Annotated in this window: 20 protein-coding genes, 1 tRNA gene and 2 pseudogenes; 2 read left to right on the forward strand and 21 right to left on the reverse strand. The window is 33.7% G+C overall.

What is annotated here, in order from left to right; translation table 11 throughout:
* Positions 1-111: 111 nt before the first annotated feature.
* From HN894_12590 to HN894_12640, 11 genes and pseudogenes are all read right to left on the reverse strand, one after another.
* Positions 112-1,125 (reverse strand): hypothetical protein, encoded by a 1,014-nt coding sequence (locus HN894_12590; protein ID MBT7144159.1) that lies wholly within the window; start codon positions 1,123-1,125, stop codon positions 112-114.
* Positions 1,126-1,249: 124 nt separating this feature from the next.
* Positions 1,250-2,611 carry a hypothetical protein gene (locus tag HN894_12595; protein MBT7144160.1) on the reverse strand — a complete coding sequence of 454 codons (1,362 nt, stop codon included), beginning with the start codon at positions 2,609-2,611 and terminating at the stop codon, positions 1,250-1,252.
* Between the two features lie 153 nt (positions 2,612-2,764).
* Entirely contained in the window at positions 2,765-3,079 is a 315-nt protein-coding gene (locus HN894_12600) for a helix-turn-helix transcriptional regulator (protein MBT7144161.1), read from the reverse strand.
* Positions 3,076-3,423, reverse strand: a pseudogene (locus HN894_12605) (type II toxin-antitoxin system RelE/ParE family toxin). The gene HN894_12600 and the pseudogene HN894_12605 overlap by 4 nt, the downstream one beginning before the upstream one ends.
* A gap of 268 nt (positions 3,424-3,691) precedes the next feature.
* Entirely contained in the window at positions 3,692-4,861 is a 1,170-nt protein-coding gene (locus HN894_12610; protein ID MBT7144162.1) for a hypothetical protein, read from the reverse strand.
* A gap of 497 nt (positions 4,862-5,358) precedes the next feature.
* Positions 5,359-7,785, reverse strand: coding sequence for a glycoside hydrolase family 2 protein (locus tag HN894_12615; GenBank protein MBT7144163.1), 2,427 nt, complete (start codon positions 7,783-7,785; stop codon positions 5,359-5,361).
* Positions 7,786-8,205: 420 nt separating this feature from the next.
* Positions 8,206-8,487, reverse strand: a complete 282-nt coding sequence (locus tag HN894_12620; protein MBT7144164.1) for a hypothetical protein — start codon at positions 8,485-8,487, stop codon at positions 8,206-8,208.
* A 655-nt stretch (positions 8,488-9,142) separates the two neighbouring features.
* Entirely contained in the window at positions 9,143-9,802 is a 660-nt protein-coding gene (locus tag HN894_12625) for an NAD(P)H-binding protein (GenBank protein ID MBT7144165.1), read from the reverse strand.
* Between the two features lie 111 nt (positions 9,803-9,913).
* A complete protein-coding gene (locus HN894_12630; protein MBT7144166.1) occupies positions 9,914-11,176 on the reverse strand; it encodes a DEAD/DEAH box helicase in 1,263 nt (420 codons plus the stop codon).
* Between the two features lie 142 nt (positions 11,177-11,318).
* Positions 11,319-12,662 (reverse strand): dihydroorotase, encoded by a 1,344-nt coding sequence (locus tag HN894_12635; GenBank protein ID MBT7144167.1) that lies wholly within the window; start codon positions 12,660-12,662, stop codon positions 11,319-11,321.
* A gap of 45 nt (positions 12,663-12,707) precedes the next feature.
* The gene (locus tag HN894_12640; GenBank protein ID MBT7144168.1) at positions 12,708-13,385 is read right to left on the reverse strand and encodes a polyprenol monophosphomannose synthase; all 678 of its coding nucleotides are present in this window, start codon (positions 13,383-13,385) and stop codon (positions 12,708-12,710) included.
* A 234-nt stretch (positions 13,386-13,619) separates the two neighbouring features.
* On the opposite strand from HN894_12640, the gene HN894_12645 reads away from it, so the two are divergent.
* Positions 13,620-13,694: transfer RNA gene (locus HN894_12645), tRNA-Pro, on the forward strand.
* A 202-nt stretch (positions 13,695-13,896) separates the two neighbouring features.
* On the opposite strand, the gene HN894_12650 is transcribed toward HN894_12645, so the two are convergent.
* The 10 genes and pseudogenes from HN894_12650 to HN894_12695 all read right to left on the reverse strand — a co-directional run bounded on the left by HN894_12650 (position 13,897) and on the right by HN894_12695 (position 21,874).
* Positions 13,897-14,046, reverse strand: coding sequence for a hypothetical protein (locus tag HN894_12650; protein MBT7144169.1), 150 nt, complete (start codon positions 14,044-14,046; stop codon positions 13,897-13,899).
* 31 nt (positions 14,047-14,077) lie between these two features.
* A pseudogene (locus HN894_12655) lies at positions 14,078-14,422 on the reverse strand (addiction module toxin RelE).
* Positions 14,406-14,672 (reverse strand): hypothetical protein, encoded by a 267-nt coding sequence (locus HN894_12660; GenBank protein ID MBT7144170.1) that lies wholly within the window; start codon positions 14,670-14,672, stop codon positions 14,406-14,408. The pseudogene HN894_12655 and the gene HN894_12660 overlap by 17 nt, the downstream one beginning before the upstream one ends.
* Before the next feature lie 157 nt (positions 14,673-14,829).
* Positions 14,830-15,609 (reverse strand): enoyl-CoA hydratase, encoded by a 780-nt coding sequence (locus HN894_12665; protein MBT7144171.1) that lies wholly within the window; start codon positions 15,607-15,609, stop codon positions 14,830-14,832.
* Between the two features lie 39 nt (positions 15,610-15,648).
* The gene (gene buk / locus HN894_12670) at positions 15,649-16,731 is read right to left on the reverse strand and encodes a butyrate kinase (GenBank protein MBT7144172.1); all 1,083 of its coding nucleotides are present in this window, start codon (positions 16,729-16,731) and stop codon (positions 15,649-15,651) included.
* Between the two features lie 21 nt (positions 16,732-16,752).
* Positions 16,753-17,655 (reverse strand): bifunctional enoyl-CoA hydratase/phosphate acetyltransferase, encoded by a 903-nt coding sequence (locus tag HN894_12675; protein MBT7144173.1) that lies wholly within the window; start codon positions 17,653-17,655, stop codon positions 16,753-16,755.
* 20 nt (positions 17,656-17,675) lie between these two features.
* On the reverse strand, positions 17,676-18,881 hold the full coding sequence (locus HN894_12680; GenBank protein MBT7144174.1) for an acetate kinase: 1,206 nt from the start codon (positions 18,879-18,881) through the stop codon (positions 17,676-17,678).
* A 73-nt stretch (positions 18,882-18,954) separates the two neighbouring features.
* Positions 18,955-19,902, reverse strand: a complete 948-nt coding sequence (locus HN894_12685) for a 3-hydroxyacyl-CoA dehydrogenase family protein (protein MBT7144175.1) — start codon at positions 19,900-19,902, stop codon at positions 18,955-18,957.
* Positions 19,903-19,968: 66 nt separating this feature from the next.
* On the reverse strand, positions 19,969-20,970 hold the full coding sequence (gene pta, locus HN894_12690) for a phosphate acetyltransferase (protein ID MBT7144176.1): 1,002 nt from the start codon (positions 20,968-20,970) through the stop codon (positions 19,969-19,971).
* 190 nt (positions 20,971-21,160) lie between these two features.
* Complete coding sequence (locus HN894_12695; protein MBT7144177.1) at positions 21,161-21,874, reverse strand: methyltransferase; 714 nt, start codon at positions 21,872-21,874, stop codon at positions 21,161-21,163.
* 92 nt (positions 21,875-21,966) lie between these two features.
* On the opposite strand from HN894_12695, the gene HN894_12700 reads away from it, so the two are divergent.
* On the forward strand, positions 21,967-22,167 hold the full coding sequence (locus HN894_12700) for an exodeoxyribonuclease VII small subunit (protein MBT7144178.1): 201 nt from the start codon (positions 21,967-21,969) through the stop codon (positions 22,165-22,167).
* Position 22,168 lies beyond the last annotated feature (1 nt).

Consider the following 22,168-nt stretch of genomic DNA (forward strand, 5'->3'; position numbering starts at 1 on the left):
AGATTCTGCCTCTCTACAAAATCCCCGCTGGCTTGTGTTTAGTTCAATCCTGATGAAAAATCGGGACTGAGCCTGACACGGTAGTTTCAGCCGCTTTTATATTCATAGGTGTTAACGCCTATTATTTTCATTTCTAAGCTTATCAATTATTTTGGCATCAATCCAATAGATATCAGGATGACCGTTTTGGGGACTACACTGATCTGAGTAATATGAAACATAATCTTTGTATGTAACAGGGGTATTAGTTGGAACCTTAAGAGTCTTTTTCCATGAACTGAAAAACAAATATTTACCATCAGGAGAAACAACCGGGCTATATTCCGTTCCGCTTGAATTAACCTCTTTCCCCATAAATATAGGCGTATCCCAAACATTATTCTTCTTGAAACTAATATATAGTCCGGTACCTTCTTTTCGTCCCTGACAGTCGAAAATTAAATAATCTCCTTTAGCAGAGACAAATACGTCTCCTTCAGAAAAATCATTAATATCTCCTTCAAGTTTTTGAGCAGCTTGAAATTTATTATCAATGAATTCAGACTTATAAATATCAGCTCCACCACTTGCATTATTTCTTCCGGACGAGAAGTATAAAGTCCCATCGTTTGTTATTGAAGAATAAAATTCATTTTGTTCAGAATTGATATCTAAAATTTCCGGTTCTCCCCATTCATCATTCACTTTTACAACTCTCCAAATGTCAAAATTGCTATTTGCTTTTTGGCTTTTATCAACTGGTCTGTTCGACGCAAAAAACATGCTTTTACCATCCTGAGAAATGCAGGGATCTACATCCATATATTGACCTCCTGAGAAAGAAACAACTTCTGCTTCGGTCCACTGATTATTTTGATATTTCCTACATGCAATAGAAACCGGACCTTCAAGGATTCTAACAGAATAATAAAATTCTTTGTAATCATGTGAGTAAATGGAATTAAGCTCAAACATACCTGTAGAGATAATGCCCGGAGCAAATAATTTGGCTTGAAGTCCGGGTTCCTCCTGTCCGAAGTATCTTCCGCTTAGTAATTTGGATGTGTCATTCGCATTACTGCTTTGCCCAAAAATGCTACTTAATGATAATAATAAAACGATATTCAGAACAATAATTTTTTTCATAATACTCTTTATATATTTTATACTAATTCCTTATAGCTAAGAAAATGAAAATTACTGAGTAGGGTTTGGTGGTTTTTATATGTATTATTTTTTTTTGGTGTTAGTAGATGGCATTTTTACTAGCCTAAAATTCGTTGTACAAATCCTTATTTTCTTCAAATATATTGTACAAAAAGTCTCTGAAATAGCTTTGTTCACTTAAATAGTCAACCATAAAATCTGGAACATTTCCATGAGCTAAATATGGGTGAATAGACACCCCATGCTTGCTCATATATTTATAATCTTCAATTGAATAATGAATATATAATTCACGAATTAGACCTGTAGGCTTAATGTCGTATTTAAAACATTGACCATCTTCTATTATATTTTTTTGATATTCTTGCCATGTCATACCTCCCCAACCTTTTTCAAATCTGAGTTTTTTATCATTAGTTGTCATAACTTCTACTGTTTTAAATGCAATACCGCAAATTGTATTATCCCAAGTAGAAACTAAGTCATAGAAATAATTATGATTGTCATGAACCTCCTGTGCCTTGTTGAGAAGTTCGGGTATTATATGACTTAAATTTACATCTTCATCATTTATATCTTCTAATTGATATGGTTCAATCTTTCGTTTTGAAATAAGGTAATTATCCCTACCAACCTTAAATGGATTTAAGCCAGCCACAATAATAGCATTTTGCAAAAATGGTAATTCTGGATAATTCTGTGATGTAAAAACAAAACCGTGTATCTTTTTAGCTTCCATAATTTGAGCCGCATATGAAGAAATTCTATTCATCCTCTTAATCATGTATTCATCAGGGTCCTCTTTTATTTGAGGATTCCAGTCTTCATTTTCTTCCCATGTAACTTTAAATACTTCAAAATTCTTTTGCGAGAATGCTGTCTCAGATATATTAATTATGTCCTCAATTGTGGGAATCCAAGGTTTTAGCCTTATTGTAGAGACATCATTTTCATCATATGTTGGGATATAAGCAAATACAGGTTTTGCATCAAAAAGGAAACTATAAATTGATGCTTCCCTTACTATTCTCTCTTCCATTGGAGAAATTAATACGAAATGAATATCATCATTTGTCATAGTTGGAAAAACTGCCTGTATATGAGACGCGTACCCAAACAACTCTGTAAAAGCCTGCCTTTCTGTCTGCCTACTCTTTTTAATTTCAATTATTGACAACCCTGATACTCCATCAATAGTTCCTAATAAATCAGCGCGGATAGTACTATCTCCATCTTTTTTCAATGGAACTTCACAACCTATTAAGTTTAAACCAAATAGTCTATCATATAAACTCTTGTATCTATCAATAATTTCATTGAATAAAACTCTTTCAGGAGTTCTGGTTAGAATAGTTTCTTCAGTATCATCAAATGTAATTTTTTCTGGAAATTTGACATGTTCAATAAGTTCATACCATATGTCTCGATTCTCCCATAGGTATGTTTGTATTTGATGTTCTGTCATAGTACGATTGTATTTTGTTTGCTGCTAACTAACTAATATCCACACCATATTGCCACATATTTGAAATATCCCCAATAAACAAATCATATTCAGTTTGTTTAAAATCAAATATTTGAATATTTCGTTTCATAACAGTCAGTTGCATATATTTGTTTAAGCTATTTCCAAGTGGGAATCTGTATCAAAATCAATTGTCATTTTTACTTTTGCTTTTAATGCATTAAAAACTTTCATGATTGTCGATAATCTAACATCTTTCGTATTGTTTTCAATTTTAGAAATCTGTGATTTTTGAACCCCAACAAGTTCTCCTAATTGTTCTTGAGTTAGGTGTTTTCCTTTCCTTGCTTTTTTAAGCATATCTCCAAGGATATCTAATTTAAGTTCAAATTCAAATTGTACTCTATCTGGCGAACCTTTTTCTCCAATATATTTATTTGTCAATTCTTCTAATGTGTACTTTTTCATTTTATTATCCTAATTTTTTCTTTAAAATATTGTTCCCTAATCTTTTCAGCTTTTTCAATCTCTGACTTTGGTGTTTTTTGAGTCTTTTTAATAAATCCATGAGTTGCAACAACAAGGGTTTCTGTCTTTTCTGTTTTGTCCCAAAATGCAAAAAGTCGGATTTGCTTAGTCAGGAATTTCGTCCTGTATTCCAAAATATTCTCATTCAGTTTTTTAAATAGTTAAGGATCAGTAACATTTCTTGATTTCCAAACATTATATAAAACCTTTTTTCTTGTTTTATCGTCAAGAGTATCGAGAAATTCTTTTGCCCAATCTAAAAATATTATTGCATACTTTAGCATTCTATCATTTTTTTTCAAAGATAAGTAATATTTCCCTATTGGGAAACTTTATTTTGAGCAGAAAATATTTTTACAATTTTGTGTAATCAACTAATATCCACACCATATCGCCAATTATTTGACAATCCCAAATACACAAATCATATCAAGTTTGTTTAAAATCAAATATTTGAATATTTCGTATCATATAAGTCAGTTGCATATATCTATTTTTTGCGAATTTATTAAAAACTGTAGAATTTGAATGTTTGATAAATCTTATCTATATTTATTTCAGAATTTCTATTCCGAGAACTGTACATGCAAAACGAAGCAATTTTTTGCAATCGCCCGGGCAAATTAGGTGATGATTGCCAAGGGGGCTGTTTTGCAGCAAATTAACTTCATTTTGTGTAAGTTTAACTTCAATCTGGGTACGGCAAGCTGCATCGGATTTTGGCCGGCCTATTATCTTTGCTGTTGTAATAAACGCTTTACTCAGCTTTCTGTCGAAACGAAAGATAGTAATCAAATCGTCCTTAAAATTTCCCTGAATAGCTGTGCCTAAGCCTGTTTCAAAATGTGATTTTACAGAAAAGTCTGAAACTAAATCCGGAGCAATTGTACAATGCGAAAACACGCAAACTTCATCAGAAACCTTATTAGTATTGGCAATCCAGGGAATTATATCACTCAGCTCTTTACAAAGCATCATTCCTGCAATTGCTGTAAGGTCGCCTTCGCAACCTGCAGGAATTCCATCATTATTGAATTTTGCCAGCGGCAAACATGCGGTAACTTTATCTTTCATCACCATAGGAAAACACTCCACAGTGATTGCATCCAGATTCCTTTTTTTAATGATAGCTGTTAACAAACCACTTACTTTTCCTGTTTCAGTAAGGTCAATATCTGACTTGCCTGAAAATGTATCAAAAAATGAATCTGAAGCTTTGAACTTAGAAAAATGCTCTGTTTCGCTCCATGGTATTACACTAAGCTCAATTCCTAATTTTTCGGAAAGTCTGCCAGCAGAAATATTGGAAGCAACAAGCCAATCAGAAATCTGGCCTATCAAACCCAGCTTTTGCCCTTTCAGCTTTTTCAATGCTTTTTTTACTGTAAAGAAATCCTTAAGAATTGATTTAGTAAAGGCATCCTCTTCGTCTAAAAGCATGGAAGGGATATTTATCTCGTTCAGCAATGCCTTGACTTCGCTTGCTGAAGCATATGAATTGTTGTGCTGCGAACCAATCAGTAGATAGAAATGTCCGGTGGAAACTTGTTTCAAAGCGAGGCGCTCAGTACCACCTGTGAGGAAAAAAAGTACATCAGGGCTGTTTTCGGTGAACAAAAAGTTTTCGGGGGCTATTAGTTTTTCAATTCGTCTGCCGGCACTTTCAAGTAGAGCTGCCGGTGAAGCATGAACTGCAAGACGCTTAATTTTTAGTTTTGTCATAAATGTTGAGTTTTAAGTCCTAATATGTCAGGCGTTCTTTATTTTGTCTTCTTTATTTTACTTATCAGGTATTTTAAATTAAAAATCATGGATAAAACAAAGATTAGAATGATTGCAAAAACGAGAAAACGATTATTATTTAGGAAAAAATAATTGATTATGAAAGTCGAAAATCCAATCAGCATAAAACTCTGGCCGATAATTAATAATAAATTGTCTTTTTTCATTTTAATTGTTCTTATTTAAGGTTTAGGTATTTTGTTTTCTTGAAATAGCTCAATCTATATTATTCATACTCAATTTATTATTAAATCAGACATCTTCGGGTTTTAGTGCAAATTTAGTGATTTGTTTTTTTAATACTTTTTTTAGTTCGACATATTTTGAAATGTAAATATGAGAAAAATATTTAATAAGCAATTATAAGAAATATTTGAAAGTTAAGCATAAGTCAGCAGTTTCTTGCTGCGTTTGTTTCCTTTGGTAGGGTGGGTGTTTTATTGTTTTAGCGATGATATTAATATCTTTTCTTTTTTGAGCTGGTCTCCGGAAATCTTTAATTCAATATCTCCCGCTTGGATAGATGACTGAATCAAAACAACCAATTTGCCATTAAATGCTTTCATAGTAGGTTTATGAAAAATCTCCAAAGAAGTGGCATCACCATTACAAGATGCCCGGAATTTGCCATTTCCTTTTACTTCAAAATACAATCTGTTGGAAGCTTTTGGGCAAGGATTTCCATTTTTATCAACAATAGTGGCAGTTACATAACTCAAATCCTTGCCATTGGCTTTAATCGACAGTCTGTCAGCTTCAAGTTTAATATGATGTGGTTTGCCGGCAGTTACAACTGTTTTTTCTGCAACTACTTCCCCCTGATCATTGTGTGCAACCACTTTTAATGTTCCCGGCTCATAATTTACATCCATCCACATCAACCTATATCGGTTTAACTTAGACTTATCACTTTTTTTTTGGATGCCCCAGCTTTTACCATTAATAAATAATTCGGCACTATTATAATTTGTATAAACAAAAACGGGAATAGTATCACCATCGCGTCCTTCCCAATTCCAATGTGGAAGAATGTGCAAGGTTTCATCTGTAGTATTCCAACGACTGCGATACAAGTAGTACCTGTCTTTTGGTAGTCCAGCGAGATCACATATTCCAAAATAGGAACTACGGGTAGGCCAGTAAATAATATATGGTGTAGGTTCTCCCAGATAATCGAAGCCAGTCCATACAAATTCGCCAATTACCCAAGGTTTATCATCCTGCAGAATAAAATCATCTTCAGGAATATTTGACCAATTACAATATTCAAGATCATATGAAGAACATTGTAAATCAGGGTAGGTTTTCCCGGACTCATTTACAACAGGAAATTTGTAAACACCTCTTGAACTTACAGTTGACGCTGTTTCAGAACCTAAAAGAATACCTTGGGGAAATTTCTCATATGCTTCCTCATACAAGTGTGAGCGATAATTTAATCCCGGAACATCTAAAATAGCTCCAAAGCCATTTTCCAAAACCGCCTTAACCTGATCCATTCCAACGGTAACCGGCCTTGTTGGATCTTCTCTGTGAAAAACATCCTGAAGCCATTTTAATCTTTTCACTCCTTCGTTGCCCCATTGGTCCGGAACCTCATTTCCTGCACTCCACATAACAATGCAAGGATGATTGCGTGTTGTACGAACTAAATTCACAAGGTCTTTTTCAGCCCAATCATCGAAATACAAACTGTAGCCGTTTTTCACCTTAGGTATTTTCCACTCGTCAAAACTTTCCGCCAGAAACAGAAAGCCCATTTCGTCGCACAACTCTAACTGTTCAATGGAAGGCATATTGTGAGATGAACGTATAGCATTGCAGCCCAAATCTTTCAGAATGGTCAATTGTCGTTTTAGTGCCGCTCTATTAACAGCCGTACCAATAGGCCCCAAATCGTGATGCAAACAAACTCCCTTGAATTTTGTTTTTTGTCCGTTAAGCTCAAAGCCATTTGTTGCTGTGTATTTGATTTCACGTATTCCGAAACGCACAAGCTCAGTATCTTTTAAAACATCGCCTTGATAGAGTTTTATTTCAGCAGTATATAAATATGGACTTTCCAGGCTCCAAAGCTTTGGGTTTTTAACTGCAATATTTTGTTCTATTTCGTCGGCAAATCTTTGGTCTGCTATGTTTTCGGCCACTATATTCCCATCTTCATCTCTAATAAAGGTGGTGATACTGACATTCTCGCCTTGTAGCTGAGTGCAGATATTTATTTTAGCAAGATCTTCAGAAATGAATGGGGTTGTGATAAAATGCCCCCAATGTTTGAAACAAACTTTGTTTTTAACAATTACTCTCACCTTACGATACAATCCGGCGCCAGGATACCATCGAGAAGAAAATGCCTGGTTTTCTAGGCGGACGGCAATTACATTCTGCATTCCCTCATGTATGTAATCAGAAATGTTGAAATAAAAGTAGCTGTAGCCATAAGGTCTGTTGCCCACTTTTTTACCATTCACAAATACTTCAGCATTGCTCATGGCTCCGTCAAAGGTAAGTAAAGCTTGTTTTGCATTGTTAAAATCAGGCAGGCTTAGGTTAGTGCGATACCAACCCACGCCAACGAAAGGTAAAGCTCCGGTTCTACCGGTTTTTTCTAAGCTTACTTTTTCGCCGTTTTGTTCTATTTCAACTATTTGTTTGTCTATCTCCTTGTCGAAAGGTCCGTAAATAGCCCAATCGTGGGGTATCGTAACTGATTCCCATTCAGTATCATCAAAATCAGTTTGCGAGGCATATACATTGTCTCCCTTATAAAATTTCCATAAATCAAGCTCTTTTACTTCTGTCTGAGCATAAGTATTTGAACAATAAACCAATAAGATCAGAAGGAAAATTTTACTAAGTTTCATGACATATCTATTTCATTGAATTTTTCGATATTCTCTTTTTTAATCTTGAAAAATCTCAATCTAAATTATTCATAATCAATATTTAATTAAATCCGAAATCTTCGGGTTTGAGAGCAAATTTAGTAATTTGTTTTTTAAAGAAACTTCTAAAAATGCAAATTTCTTCGTTGTTTCAAAATTTCAAAATCCTCATTTACAAAAGTAAACTGCGGTTTCAAAATTTCTTACCCCTTGAACTTTACTATTTTTAAAGATCCCTTTAATTCTTTTAGCAAGTCTGAGTTTTCTAACAGTAGCTCTTACTTGAAGCAGTGGGTGAGCCAAAAGTAAGATTTAATGGAACTAAGACAAAGAAGTTTTTTTCGATACTTATTTTGCTTAATTAATTACTATGTACGAGAACCGTTCACTTATAAGTGTTCATTTTTCAAATAGATCAATTCCCTGTTCAACAAACTTAATGACTTTATAAAAAGGTAATTCGTAATTTGAATCCTCTCTTACTGCATTAATATAATCATAAACTACTGCTCTTGTATTAAGCTCAATTTGATTTAGTCCTTCTTGCAGTATCATTGAAGCAACTATATATGTATTTGTCATCAGTTTATCATGATTAAAATCGATATATGGATTCGGTTCCACCTTTGTAATTCTATAATACTCCTCATCTCCATCTTCAAACATTGGATGAACTCTCATTGAGGCATAATCATATGCAAGCTTATATAAAAAATTTAACCCGTCTATCTTTAGTTCATTTTTGGGATTGGGCTTCCTGTAATTATTTGACCGCTTTTTAGCATCAAAATAAGCCTTAGATTGATCCTTCGTAAACTTAAACCTTGGATCTTTTTTTATATCCTTGAATAATTCTTCTGATTTGGCGTTTTGCAGATACTCATATCCTTAAATCATAGACCATTCTTTGAAGTCCTCATATAATTCATTTCTTGATAAGTAAATTAACTGAATGTATCTGTCTAATAAACAGCGGAATATCATCCAAGCTTCATTATAAAGCTTTTGCTTATTTGTTAATTCAATTGAATTTTGGCAATTGAGTTTCTTATATATATATCTTTGTTCCCACTTATCTTACTGCCAATTTGGTACAAGATAGTGGTTGTGAATATTCTAAAAGATTCAGGTCTACTAATCATCTATTTTTCAATTCATTACTTACAACATAAGTCTATGTTCTATTGTACTTGTTCTACCAAATAGGTGGTATAAACACAATTGCTTATATATTTCTTTATATCTATATATTTAGTTCAATCCCGATTTTCTTAAGGACTATGCCCGGCTTAATTGTTTCTCGCTGCTTTAATATTCTTACTTGCTCTGCACAGTTTCACTTCATTGATTTCAAAATCTCCTTATAATGGAAAATTTTAGTTCCCTTTGCATCAGCTTTTGAAGCTTCTATCATTGATTTTGCAACATCATGAGCTCTAATAGGTTTCATTTTTGTCGGCAGTAAAAATGATAATGGTTTCATAAGTAATGTAGCAATAATTTCTCCAAATCTGAATTCTTGTCTTTTTCCCAATAATAGTGATGGTCGAAAAATAGAAAGTGATGGAATATTTAAGCCGGATATAGTATCTTCAACTTCCCCTTTTAGTTTGGTGTAAAAATTATTACTTTTACTATTTGCCCCATAAGATGATACAAGTATAAATTGCTCACAACCAGTTTCTAAACTTAATTTGGCAGCGGTTACAGGAATATAGTAATCTATTTTACGATATTCGTTTTTATCACCTTTAGTTTTTTTATTAGTAGTACCAACAGCACAAAAGACTACGCTGCTACCACTTATTTTTGACTGAAAGGATTCCTCGTCGCTAAAATCAATTATTGACACTTTTACTTTTGGGTTATCAATTTTTACAGCTCTTCTTACTATGATTTTAATTTCAGAAAATGCAGAATCATTTTGCAATAAATCTAATAATTGACTTCCTATTAGTCCTGTTGCTCCAATTATTGTTGCTGTTCTATTTATCATTTTAGCACCAAACTTTAAATTTATTTCTATGTTGATTTATGTTCATAACTGTCAATTTAACTGCCACTTAACCAATGACATTTATACATTGTGTGCTACCGGAGATAATTTTCAGCTCCGTTTTCGCGAAAATGAACGGCGGTGCTTTTGACGTTTTTTACTTTTTGCACTATTAGTTGAGTTTGCCGGAGAGTCTTGTTGTGCTTTCGCTTGATTTTTAGAATTCTCTTCAATATTATCAATAATAAATGGATGTTCCTCTACCTCAGGGATTTCTTGATTAATCAATTTCTGGATGTCGCGCAAGTATGCTTTTTCTTCGCTATCGCAAAATGAGAGTGCAATTCCACTGGCACTTGCTCTGCCTGTCCTACCTATACGGTGAACATATGTTTCCGGAATGTTTGGTAAATCGTAATTAATAACATGCGACAATTCTTCGATGTCGATGCCGCGTGCCGCAATGTCTGTTGCAACCAAAACATTGGTTATTCCACTTTTGAAATTGCCCAAAGCTCGTTGTCGTGCTCCTTGAGATTTATTTCCATGAATGGCACAAGCAGCAATGTCTGCTTTTCCAAGAAACTTGACGATTTTATCTGCACCGTATTTTGTTCTCGAAAAAATCAGTGTAGAATCGAATTGTTCAGTTTTTAGCAAATGCACTAATAACTTGGTTTTAGCTTTCTTTTCCACAAAATAAATCGATTGTTCAACTTTTTCGGCAGTTGCCTGTTCCGGCTTAATAACTACTTTGTCCGGATTGCCAAGAATTTTGCGTGATAAGCTCACAATGTCGGGTGGCATAGTAGCCGAAAAAAACAAGGACTGTCGTTTATGTGGCAATTTGGCAATAATCTTACGAATGTCGTGAATAAAACCCATATCAAGCATTCTGTCTGCTTCATCAAGAACGAAATATTCTATATCTTTTAATGTGAAAAATCCTTGTTCCATCAAGTCGAGCAATCGCCCGGGTGTGGCTACAAGAACATCAATGCCTTTTCGGAGAGCATCAGTTTGTTGGGATTGTTTTACACCACCGAAAATAACTGTATTTTTAATCCTTGTGTATTTCCCATAAACCGTAAAACTATCGGCAATCTGAATTGCTAATTCTCGTGTGGGAGTAACAATAAGTGCTCTGATTTTGCGCTGACCATGGTTTCGTTGCTTATTTAGATGAAGGTGTTGCAGGATTGGAATTGCAAAAGCTGCTGTTTTGCCTGTGCCTGTTTGAGCACAAGCAAGCAAATCTTTTCCTTGCAGCAATATTGGAATAGATTTTTCTTGAATTGGTGTAGGATTTGTATAACCTTCATCGCTGAGTGCTTTCAGGATAGGTTCAATAATTCCTAGAACTTTAAATATCATGTAATAATTATAAAAAGCGACAAAGTTAGAAAGATTTTTGGATATTGAAATATTCAGCTTTGAGACTAATTATTAATGTAGAATCTACATCTCATTTAAAAAACAGATGTATTATATTTATTCATAGCCGGTTAAAAATAATTTAACGATCAAATAGCAATCTCATGCCAAATTTAGATTCGTCTAAAATACCATTTTCATGAGCCAAATGACCGTTTACGAAAGTATGTGTAACTTTCGATTGAAATTCTTGATTTTCAAAAGGTGACCATTTACATTTATAAAGAATATTGTCTTTCGTAACTTTCCATTTTTTGTTTAAATCGACAATTGCAATATCTGCCCAATATCCTTCCCTGATATATCCTCGTTTTTCGATTTGAAAAATTTCGGCTGGGGTATGACACATTTTTTCAACTATTTTTTCCAGCGAAATTTGCTTTTTGTGAAACATCTCAAGCATAGCAACCAAAGTATGCTGAACTAATGGACCTCCTGAAGGAGCTTTAAAATAGGAATTGTTTTTTTCGGATATAGTATGCGGGGCATGGTCGCTGGCAATTACATCAATTTTATTTTCGAGAACAGCTTTCAGCAAAGTATTTTTATCATTTTCGGTTTTTATGGCAGGATTCCACTTTATTCTTGAACCGAATTTTTCATAATCATTATCGTCGAACCACAAATGATGAACGCAAACTTCCGCTGTTATTCTTTTATTTTTTGCTAAAGTTTGGTTTTCGAACAGCTCTGTTTCTTTGGCTGTAGAAAGGTGCAAAACGTGCAAACGGGTGTTAAACTTTTTAGAAAGCTCAACTGCAAAAGATGATGAAGTATAGCAAGCCTCAGAACTTCTAATTTTCGGATGAAAAGCAATTGGCAAATTCTCTCCATATTTTTCTCTGAATAATGCAGTATTTTTCTTAATTGTAGCTTCGTCCTCGCAATGTGTGGCTATCAGAAGTTTTGCTTTTGCAAAAATCTCAGCCAAAACTTGTTTGTCATCAACCAACATATTTCCGGTAGATGAGCCCATGAAAATTTTTATGCCACAAACATTTCTTGGATTTGTTTTCAGAAGTTCATCAATATTTTGGTTTGTTGCACCTATATAAAACGAGTAATTTGCAATGGATTTTTTCGACGCAAGTTCATATTTTTCTTCAAGTAGTTTTTGAGTTGTGGTTTGAGGAATTGTGTTTGGCATTTCCATGAAAGAGGTAATTCCTCCGGCAACAGCTGCTCTTGATTCTGTTTGAATCTCAGCTTTTTCTGTGAGCCCTGGTTCGCGAAAATGAACCTGATCATCTATTACACCTGGCAAAATATATTTTCCTTTTGCATCAACAATTTTGCAATCATTAAAATCATTGGCTGAAATTTCAGTTCTGAAAATTTGGGAGATTTTCGATTCTTCAATTAGAATGCTTCCCCGAAAAACTTCGGCTTCATTTACAATATTTCCGTTTAATATTAGAGTTTTCATTTTTTTGAATTTGCTAAGTAGTCGCCCCACTTTAAGAACTTTAAATTAAACTCTTTCATATTTTGTGAAGAAGCTACGAATCTTCATTTTAATAACACCCCAAATAGCTTCGTTAAAAATACCTCCGCTCATTTTCGATGCTCCTTCTTTTCTATCTGTGAAAACTATTGGAACTTCAATAATATTAAAGCCGTATTTCCAAGCTGTAAATTTCATCTCAATCTGAAAAGCGTATCCTTTTAATCTGATTTTATCTATATCGATAGTTTCAAGCACTTTACGAGAATAGCATTTAAAACCTGCAGTCGTATCGCGAATTTTCATCCCAGTAATTTTTCTAACATACATCGATGCGAAAAATGACAGCAATACTCGTCCCATTGGCCAATTCACTACATTAACTCCAGATTTGTATCGTGAACCTATAGACATATCTCCACCCTCTTTTATGCAGGCATCATATAATTGTATTAGGTCGTCGGGATTGTGCGAAAAGTCGCAGTCCATTTCAAAAATGTAGTCGTATTGTTTTTCAATTGCCCATTTAAAACCGGAAATATAAGCAGTTCCCAATCCAAGTTTTCCTTTTCTTTCGAGAATAAAAAGTCTGTTTTCGTATTCTGGTTGAAGTTTTTTTACGATTGCTCCAGTTCCGTCCGGCGAATTATCTTCCACAATTAGCAAATCGTATTCTTTCTCTAAGGAAAAAACTTTCCTTATCATTTTATCAATATTCTCTTTCTCGTTGTATGTTGGGATAATAACAATGCTATCTGACACTTCTTAATTATTTTTTTGGTTAATAACAATAATAAAACTCATTTTTCTTCAATCTATTATTTCAAATAATTCCGCTAAAATACAATTATGAACCTGAATAAAAAAACTAAAAAAAATAATGAAAATTAAATTTGGAAAGTAGAAAATACTATTTACTTTTGCACCGCCGAAAAAATTCGGGGTGTAGCGTAGCCCGGTTAGCGCGCCTGCTTTGGGAGCAGGAGGTCGCAGGTTCGAATCCTGCCACCCCGACAAACCGTAACTAATGTAAATTGGTTGCGGTTTTTTTGTATGGGCTAGCAAGGAATATTTTTTGCGATTGAACTTCATGTAATTTTATTATTTCCTTTTGTTAAGGCAAAAAAAATCCCGAAAGATTTGAACTTTCGGGATGTCTGATTTGAAATTTCTAACAGAAATAATTACTTTCCAGAAAGATTAGCTTTACGTTTTTCTAAAAATGCTGTTGTTCCTTCTTTAAAATCTTCTGCTGCAAAACAATCGCCAAAACTTTTGCTTCTGTTTCAAATCCGCATACTTTTTTGTCGTAATAAGAATTTACACATTTAATTACTCCGACAACTGCTAAGGGCGATTTTTTCATTATTATTTTTAGTAATTCTTTGGCTTTTGTTTTAAATAATACCGTTTTTCTTTAAGAGTGTATGTATCTCTTTTTCGGAAATACTGTCTTTTTCATTCTTATCGTACATTTTCAAAAGCGTAATTTTGTGAGTATCAATTTTAGCTAAAATTGTATTGTAAGATAATACTTTTGCTCCACCTTTTTTTTCTTTTCCTTTCGATTTTATTGCAATTCGAATTTTACGGATGCCCTTACACAAATTTTGTCCAATATCTGGATTTTCTAATAAATCAGATTTCAAATTGATTAAATCAGATGTTAGTGAATTGTAGCGTTTTTACAAACGTTTATAATCCTTTTCAAAATCACTTGATAGTTTAATCTCTATTTTCATCTAATAATTCCGTCAAGGTTTTTAATTCTTTTTTATTATCCTCAGCTTCTTTTACTTCAATTAAAGCTCGTTTAACTCCTTCAACTATTCCTACAGCCGTATCTTCATAATCTATAGCTTGTTGTATTTTTTCTGTATTTGTTTCAGGTTTGGGCATTATTATTTCAGTTTTCAACATTAGTCGTTTTGCCAATTCATTAAGCAGATTGAGTTCGTCTATATTGTTGCTATGTATTTGTAATGTTCCCATAATTATTTATTTTGAACAAAAATAATAGAAATGTTTGGTATTGTAGAATTGACTTGAAAGCCTAATGTGTAGCATTTCAGAAAAAATAATAAAACAAAAACATCCCGAAAATACAAAACTTTCGGGACTTTCAAGAAAATATGTTTTAAGGAAATAATTACTTTCCAGGAAAATTAGCTTTACGTTTTTCTAAAAATGCTGTTGTTCCTTCTTTAAAATCTTCGGTGGCAAAACAATCGCCAAAAACTTTTGCTTCTGTTTCAAAGCCGCATTCTTTTTTGTTGTAATAAGCGTTTACACATTTAATTACTCCTGCAACTGCAACTGGCGATTTTTTCATTATTTTCTTTAATAATTCTTTGGCTTTCGGTAGAAGTTCTTCTTGTAGAACAACATAATTTATTAGGCCCAAATCTTTGGCTTCGGCTGCTCCAATCATGCCGGCAGTCATCAAAAGTTCAATTGCTTTCGTTTTGCCAATATATCGGGCAAGTCGTTGCGTTCCGGCATATCCGGGAGTAACGCCGAGATTAACTTCCGGTTGTCCTAATTTAGCATTTTCTGAGGCAATTCTCAAATGACACGAAAGTGCAAGTTCGTTGCCACCTCCTAATGCAAATCCATTTATTGCAGCAATAACAGGTTTAGGAGAATCTTCAATTATCTGAAATATTCTCATTCCGTTGCTGCTAAGTTCTGTGCCTTGTTCGTCAGTGAAATTGGCAAATTCTTTGATGTCGGCTCCTGCAATAAATGCTTTTTCGCCGGCTCCGGTAAATATTATTGCTTTGACTTTTTCGTTAGAAATTGCTAGATTCATAGCAGTTTCAATTTCTGCAAAAGTTTTTTTGTTTAGGGCATTTAGGAATTTCGGACGATTAATTGTTATTGTTAAAATTCCTTCTTCAATGTTTTCGAGAATGTTTTCGTAATTCATAGGTTTTAATTTTAAATTATAAATTTCAAAATATAATAATCAATCTTTCTGATAAATTTTTGGTTTAATTTCTCCTTTTACAACCATCAATCCGTTTGTGGCAAGCGACTTCATTTCATCTTCACCTGGATAAACATGAACAGCAGCTATTTTATGAACTCTTTCGATAATAAAATTTACGAAAAGTTTGCTAAATGCAATTCCTCCTGTAATAAGAATTGCATCGACATTACCTTTCAGAACAGGTGCCATTGAACCAATAGTTTTTGAAACCTGATAAGCCATTGCTTCGAAATAGAATAAAGCCTCTTCGTCTCCGTCAATAGCCCGCATTTCTATATCGTAAGCACTATTTGTTCCAAGATATGCAGCCAATCCTCCCTCTCCGGTTAGCATTTTTTTTATTTTCTGATGAGAATAGTTTCCGCTGAAACACATTCTTGCTAAGTCTCCTACGGGCAATGTTCCGCTTCGCTCGGGCGAAAATGGACCCTCGCCGTCTAATCCTTGATTTACATCTACAACTTTCCCTTTTTCATGTGCTCCAACTGTAATTCCGCCACCAAGGTGAACAACAATCAGATTTAAATCTTCATATTTTTTTAATATTGACTTAGAGTGGGAGCGGGCAACAGCCTTCTGATTTAAAGCGTGAAAAATTGACTTTCGCCGAAAGGCCGGATGTCCGGTAATTCTGGCAAGGGGCATAAGTTCGTCAACTACCACAGGATCGGCAATATATGCTTTTGCGTTTTTCGTAGATTTTGCAATCTCGTCGGCAATTAATCCTCCTAAATTGCTGGCATGTTCGCCGAGAGGACTATTTTTCAGGTCGTGTCTAAGATTATCATTTATTTCATAAACACCTGATTCGATAGGCTTAACAAGTCCTCCACGTCCTACAATAATATTAATATCAAGTAGGTTTATTTTTTCGTCTTTTAGTTCGTTAAGAATAATGTCTCTACGAAACTCGTACTGGTCTGTGATACTTTCATACTTTTCTAAATCCTCGACAGAATGTTTGATATTCTTAATAAAAGTTGGATTATGATTTTTATAAACTGCAATTTTTGTTGAAGTTGAGCCGGGATTTATCGCAAGTATATTTATATTTTCCATTTTTACAAAAATATAAAGAATCTATTTAAATGAAACTGCAGCAAGTAATATGCTGTTTAGTTTTGCTTCTTCTGAATCTGAGCGCGAAGTGAGCACTATTGGAGCTTTTGCCCCAAGAATTACTGCTGCAATTTTCGCATCGCCAAAAAATGAAAGGGCTTTATAAAGAACATTTCCAGATTCGATATTTGGCATTAGGAGTAAATCTGCATCGCCGGAAACTGGGCTTGAAATTCCTTTTTGGATGGCACTTTCAGAACTTATTGCATTGTCGAAGGCAAGTGGTCCGTCAATTTCGCAATTCAATATTTGATTTCGTTGGGACATTTTCGAAAGTAATGCAGCATCGAGTGAAGCTATCATATTTTCATCAACATTTTCCATAGCGGCAATGGCTGCTACTTTTGGTTTCTCAATACCAAGTTTGTTCATGTAATCAATGGCATTTTTCAGGATAGCTACTTTTGCTTTCAGATCTGGTGCAATATTCATAGCTACATCAGTAAGTCCCAAAAGTTTATGATATTTTTTTATTTCAAAAATAGCAAGATGTGAAAGCAATCCTCCGGTTCTCAGTCCCCATTCTTTGTTTAAAACTCCTTTTAATAAAACGCTGGTATTGACATTTCCTTTCATTAAAATATCTGCTTTTTTTTCGGCAACCAATTTTACAGAAATTTCAACAGCTTTTTGTTTGTCTGCTTCGTCAATTATTTGAATATCTGTCAAACTGTATGAATATTTTTCCGAAAGAGAAATTATTTCGTCTTTTTTGCCAACCAGAACGATTTCGACAATTTCTTTTTTGTAGGCATTATATGCTGCATCTAAGGCATGGTGATCTTGTGCAACAGCTAAGACTAATTTCTTTTTGTCTTTCTGTTTTTCCAGTAATTTATTAAGATCTGATAAAGTTTTAAGCATTTTATAATAAATTACATGTGTTAACTATTTTTTTCTAAGATGGCTACTGTATCTTCGGCAATTACTAATTCTTCGTTTGTTTGAACAACAATAACTGTAACTTTTGAAGATTTTTTGCTGATTACCATATCTTTGCCCCGCAGTCCATTATTAATTTCTTCATCTATTTCGATACCTAAAAACTCTAAATCTTTGCATATTCCAGCTCTGGTGATATCTGCATTTTCGCCAATTCCTCCAGTAAAAACCAAAATATCAACACCGTTCATTGCTGCAATGTAAGAGCCAATATATTTTTTCACTCGATAATCGTACATTTGAAGAGCTAATCGGGCTCTTTCGTCTCCATCAAAAAAGGCATTTTCAATTTCTCTCATATCTGACGAAATTCCAGATATTCCAAGCATACCGCTGTGTTTGTTAATTAAGGTAGAAGTTGCATGGATACCAATTTCTTCTTTGTCCATAATGTATGTCAATACGCCAAGGTCGAGATCGCCTGTACGTGTTCCCATAACTAAACCTTCTACGGGCGTTAGTCCCATTGAGGTATCAACTGATTTGCCATTTTTTACAGCACTTACAGAGGCACCGTTTCCAAGATGACATGTTATCATTTTTTGTGTTGAATAATCTTTGTTTAGCAATTTGCAGGCTAATTTCGATACATATCGGTGGCTTGTTCCATGAAAACCGTATCGTCTTACTCCATATTTTTTGTATAAGGAATATGGAATTGCGTACATGTATGCATGGTCGGGCATAGTTTGATGGAAAGCAGTATCGAAAACGGAAACTTGCCTAACATTTGGGAGAATTTGCTGGATAGCTTCTATTCCTTTCAAATTTGGCGGATTGTGTAATGGAGCAATATCAAAACAGCTTTTTATAATATCAATCACTTCATCGGTAATCAAAACACTTTCATTTACAGCTTCGCCACCATGAACAACTCTATGTCCAACTCCATTAATATCATTTAGGCTATCTATGCATCCATGCTCCTCAGAAATCATTACTCCTAAGATGTATTCTATTCCGGCTTGATGATCAATAATTTCGCCTTCAAGTTTTACTTTTTCTCCGTTTTCAGTTTCATTTTTCAAAAACGAACCTTTGAGACCAATTTTTTCAACAACTCCTTTTGCCAGAACTGTTTTTGTGGTCATTTCGAATAATTGATATTTTATTGATGAACTCCCACAATTTAGTACTAAGATTTTCATTTTTATTTATTTTTATTGTATTTTAAACTTATTTAGATATAAAACTTTATTGAAATTTTTCAAAGAATAGTTTTTAAGAAATTTTATTTCCGTGTTCATCATATTTATAAAAACCAATCAATGTTTTTCTTCCGAGACGGTTTCCTCTAACCAATCTTTTTAATACCGGAGAAGGTTTATATCTAATATCGCCAAATTCGTTGTATAAATTATTCATCCAGCGAACAACTTTATCCAAACCAATCTTATCTGCAATTTCGAAAGGTCCAAGTCGTTGTCCAAGAGCCATTCTCATTGTATAATCAATGTCTTCAAGTTTCGCAATTCCTTCCATTAAAACTTCACAAGCCTCATTTATTAGAGGAATAAAAATCCTAACGCTTATCAAGCCGGGTGATTCTTCCACAGGAACACCAATTCTGTCGATTAGCTTCAAAAACTTTTTGGCATTTGCATAAACTTCTTCTGAAGTATTTAAACCTTTGACTACTTCAACTAAATGAGTATCAGGGGCAACAGTTGAAAAGTGCAAACTTATACATCTTTCTTTATGCTCAAGCTCTGATGATAGTTCAGTTATTACAAGTGTGGTAGAGTTTGTTGCTATAATTGTTTCAGGACTTACATTTTGTTCGATTCTTTTGAATATTTCTTTTCGTTTTTCTACGCTATCTTCTCTGGTTTTTGATTTTATTGCTTCTATAACTATCCCGCAACCTTCAAGGTCTTTACAATATATGCTTCCGTGTATTCTTGTTAGTATTGCACGTTTTTCGCCGGCAGTCATTCCCCAATGTCCAATCATTTCGTCAAGCTCTTCATCAAGTTTTCTGTAGGCATATTCTATCATTCCTTCCGAAATTTCTATAAAAACTACTTCAATTCCGTGCCTACTAACCATAATTGCTATTTCGCGTCCGACCATTCCACAGCCAATAATTCCAATTTTCTCGAATAGAGCCTTTGGTTTAGCTTCTTTGTTTAAACCATATTTTTCAATTGCTTCAACTTTTGTTGCCATTTATTTTTATATTTTAATAAATTCAATAATTAAATATTAACTAATACTTTTTTTGATTTAATCCATTTATAAACCTGCTGCCTGATTTGCAGTAATTGCAACAAGATTTACAATATCGTCAATTGAGCAGCCTCGTGATAAATCGTTGATAGGTGCTGCCATTCCTTGTAAAATAGGCCCAACAGCTTCTGCATCAGCCAGTCGTTGAACTAATTTGTATGCAATATTTCCTGTTTCCAGAGAAGGAAAAACCAGTACGTTTGCTCTTCCTGCAATTTCGCTATCGGGAGCCTTCTTCTTGCCAATTGATTCTATAATCGCAGCGTCTGCTTGAATTTCGCCATCAATCTTAAACTCAGGTGCCATTTCTTGTGCTATTTTTGTGGCTTCCACAACTTTATCTACTAACTCGTGTTTTGCACTTCCTTTTGTAGAAAAACTCAACATAGCTACTCGTGGTTCTAAATTGGCAATTGCTTTAGTAGTTTTTGCTGTAGCTACAGCTATTTCGGCAAGTTCTTTGGCGTTAGGATTTGGATGCACTGCACAATCGGCAAATACAAACATTCCATTATCGCCTAAGCTTTTGTCTTTCAAAATCATAATAAATGCACCTGAAACAATGCTCATTCCAGGCAAAGTTTTTACATATTGGAAAGCAGGCCTGAGAACATCGCCAGTGGCATTTTCTGCACCGGCAACTTCACCGTCTGCATCGCCATTTTTTATCATCACAGTTGCCAGATACAATGGATTTTCCAGTAATTTCAGAGCTTCGTTTTTCGTAAGCCCTTTGTTTTTCCTGATTTCTACCATTAAGTTGGCGTATTCTTCTTTTTTAGGATTTGAGAGTGGGTTAACTATTTGCGCTTTTTCAATATTTTTTAGATCATATTTTTTCGCTGTTTCAAAAATATTTTGTTTATCTCCAATTAGAATTATTTGTGCAATTTCGTTTTTTAATAAAATATCAGCAGCTTTAATGGTTCGTTCTTCCGTACTTTCTGGCAAAACTATTTTTTTGTTTGCCTTTTTTGCATTATTCTTAATTAATTCTAATAATTCCATTGTATTCCAATATTTTAAGTTAACATTTATTTGCCTGCAAAGCTATAAAAATGCAAGGATTTTATCAATGTTTTTTTATGATTTTTCTCATGGAAAATGGATGCATTTTTTTAGGTTTAAAATGTCAATGCAATTCTTCGATAAAGTGAAATATTGCAGAAAATACATCTTCCGATTTTTGTTAAGGATTTCAAAATTTCAAATAATAATCTTTAGTTAAATTTTTATAATCGAGAGTATAATCGTGTCGTTTGTCATTTTCTATAACTATGAAATTTTCGTTGATTTTGGATTTTTTTCTGCTGAATTCCATTAATACTCTTTTTGTCTCAATATTGTATCGAGGCTTAACATGTAATTTTTCGTTACAAAAAAGTTCAAATTCTTGAGCTTTCATTATTAAATTATTAGCTTGAATAAAAGGGAAAACGACACAGAACCTTCCATTCTCTGTAAGCAGTTTTGACACTCCGTTTAACAATTCTTCCGTGCTTAAATTTTGGTTATGTCTTGCAATATTTCTTTCTGAAATTGGCGATTTAAGAGAATTTTCAAAATATGGAGGATTACAAACAATCAAATCGAATTTTCTTTGTGTTTGTGCTACAAAATTTTGAAGTGAAATATGTTTTGCAGAAATCCTATTAGCCCAACGACTTTCATTGATATTTGATAAAGATTGCAAATATGAATTTTTGTCGATTTCGATTGCAACTATTTCGGCATCAGACTTTTGTGCCAGCATCAATGCAATTAATGCTGTGCCAGTGCCAATGTCTAAGATGTTTTTTGCATTATTTGTTTTTGTCCATGCACCGAGTAAAACTCCATCTGTACCAACTTTCATTGAGCTATTTTCTTGATTTATTATAAACTGTTTGAATTTGAAATAGTTTTTTGGCATATTTTTCTATTTATTGAAGATCAAAAATTATTTAATACCTAAAATTTTAATTTTGTGCATATTTGTACAGCGAAAAAATATGAATAGTAATTATGGCAAAAAGGAAAATTTTGTATAAAGATGCGATTTCTGAAATGGAAATCATTATTGAAAAAATTGAAAACAATGAACTTGATGTTGACGAATTAGCTGAAAATATTCAAAGAGTTTCGTTTCTGATTGAAACTTGCAAAGCTAAATTATATACCACTGAGACTGAAGTAGAAAAAATTTTAAAAAAGATGAGCGAATAAT

The organism is Bacteroidota bacterium (assembly GCA_018692315.1).
Taxonomy (GTDB): domain Bacteria; phylum Bacteroidota; class Bacteroidia; order Bacteroidales; family JABHKC01; genus JABHKC01.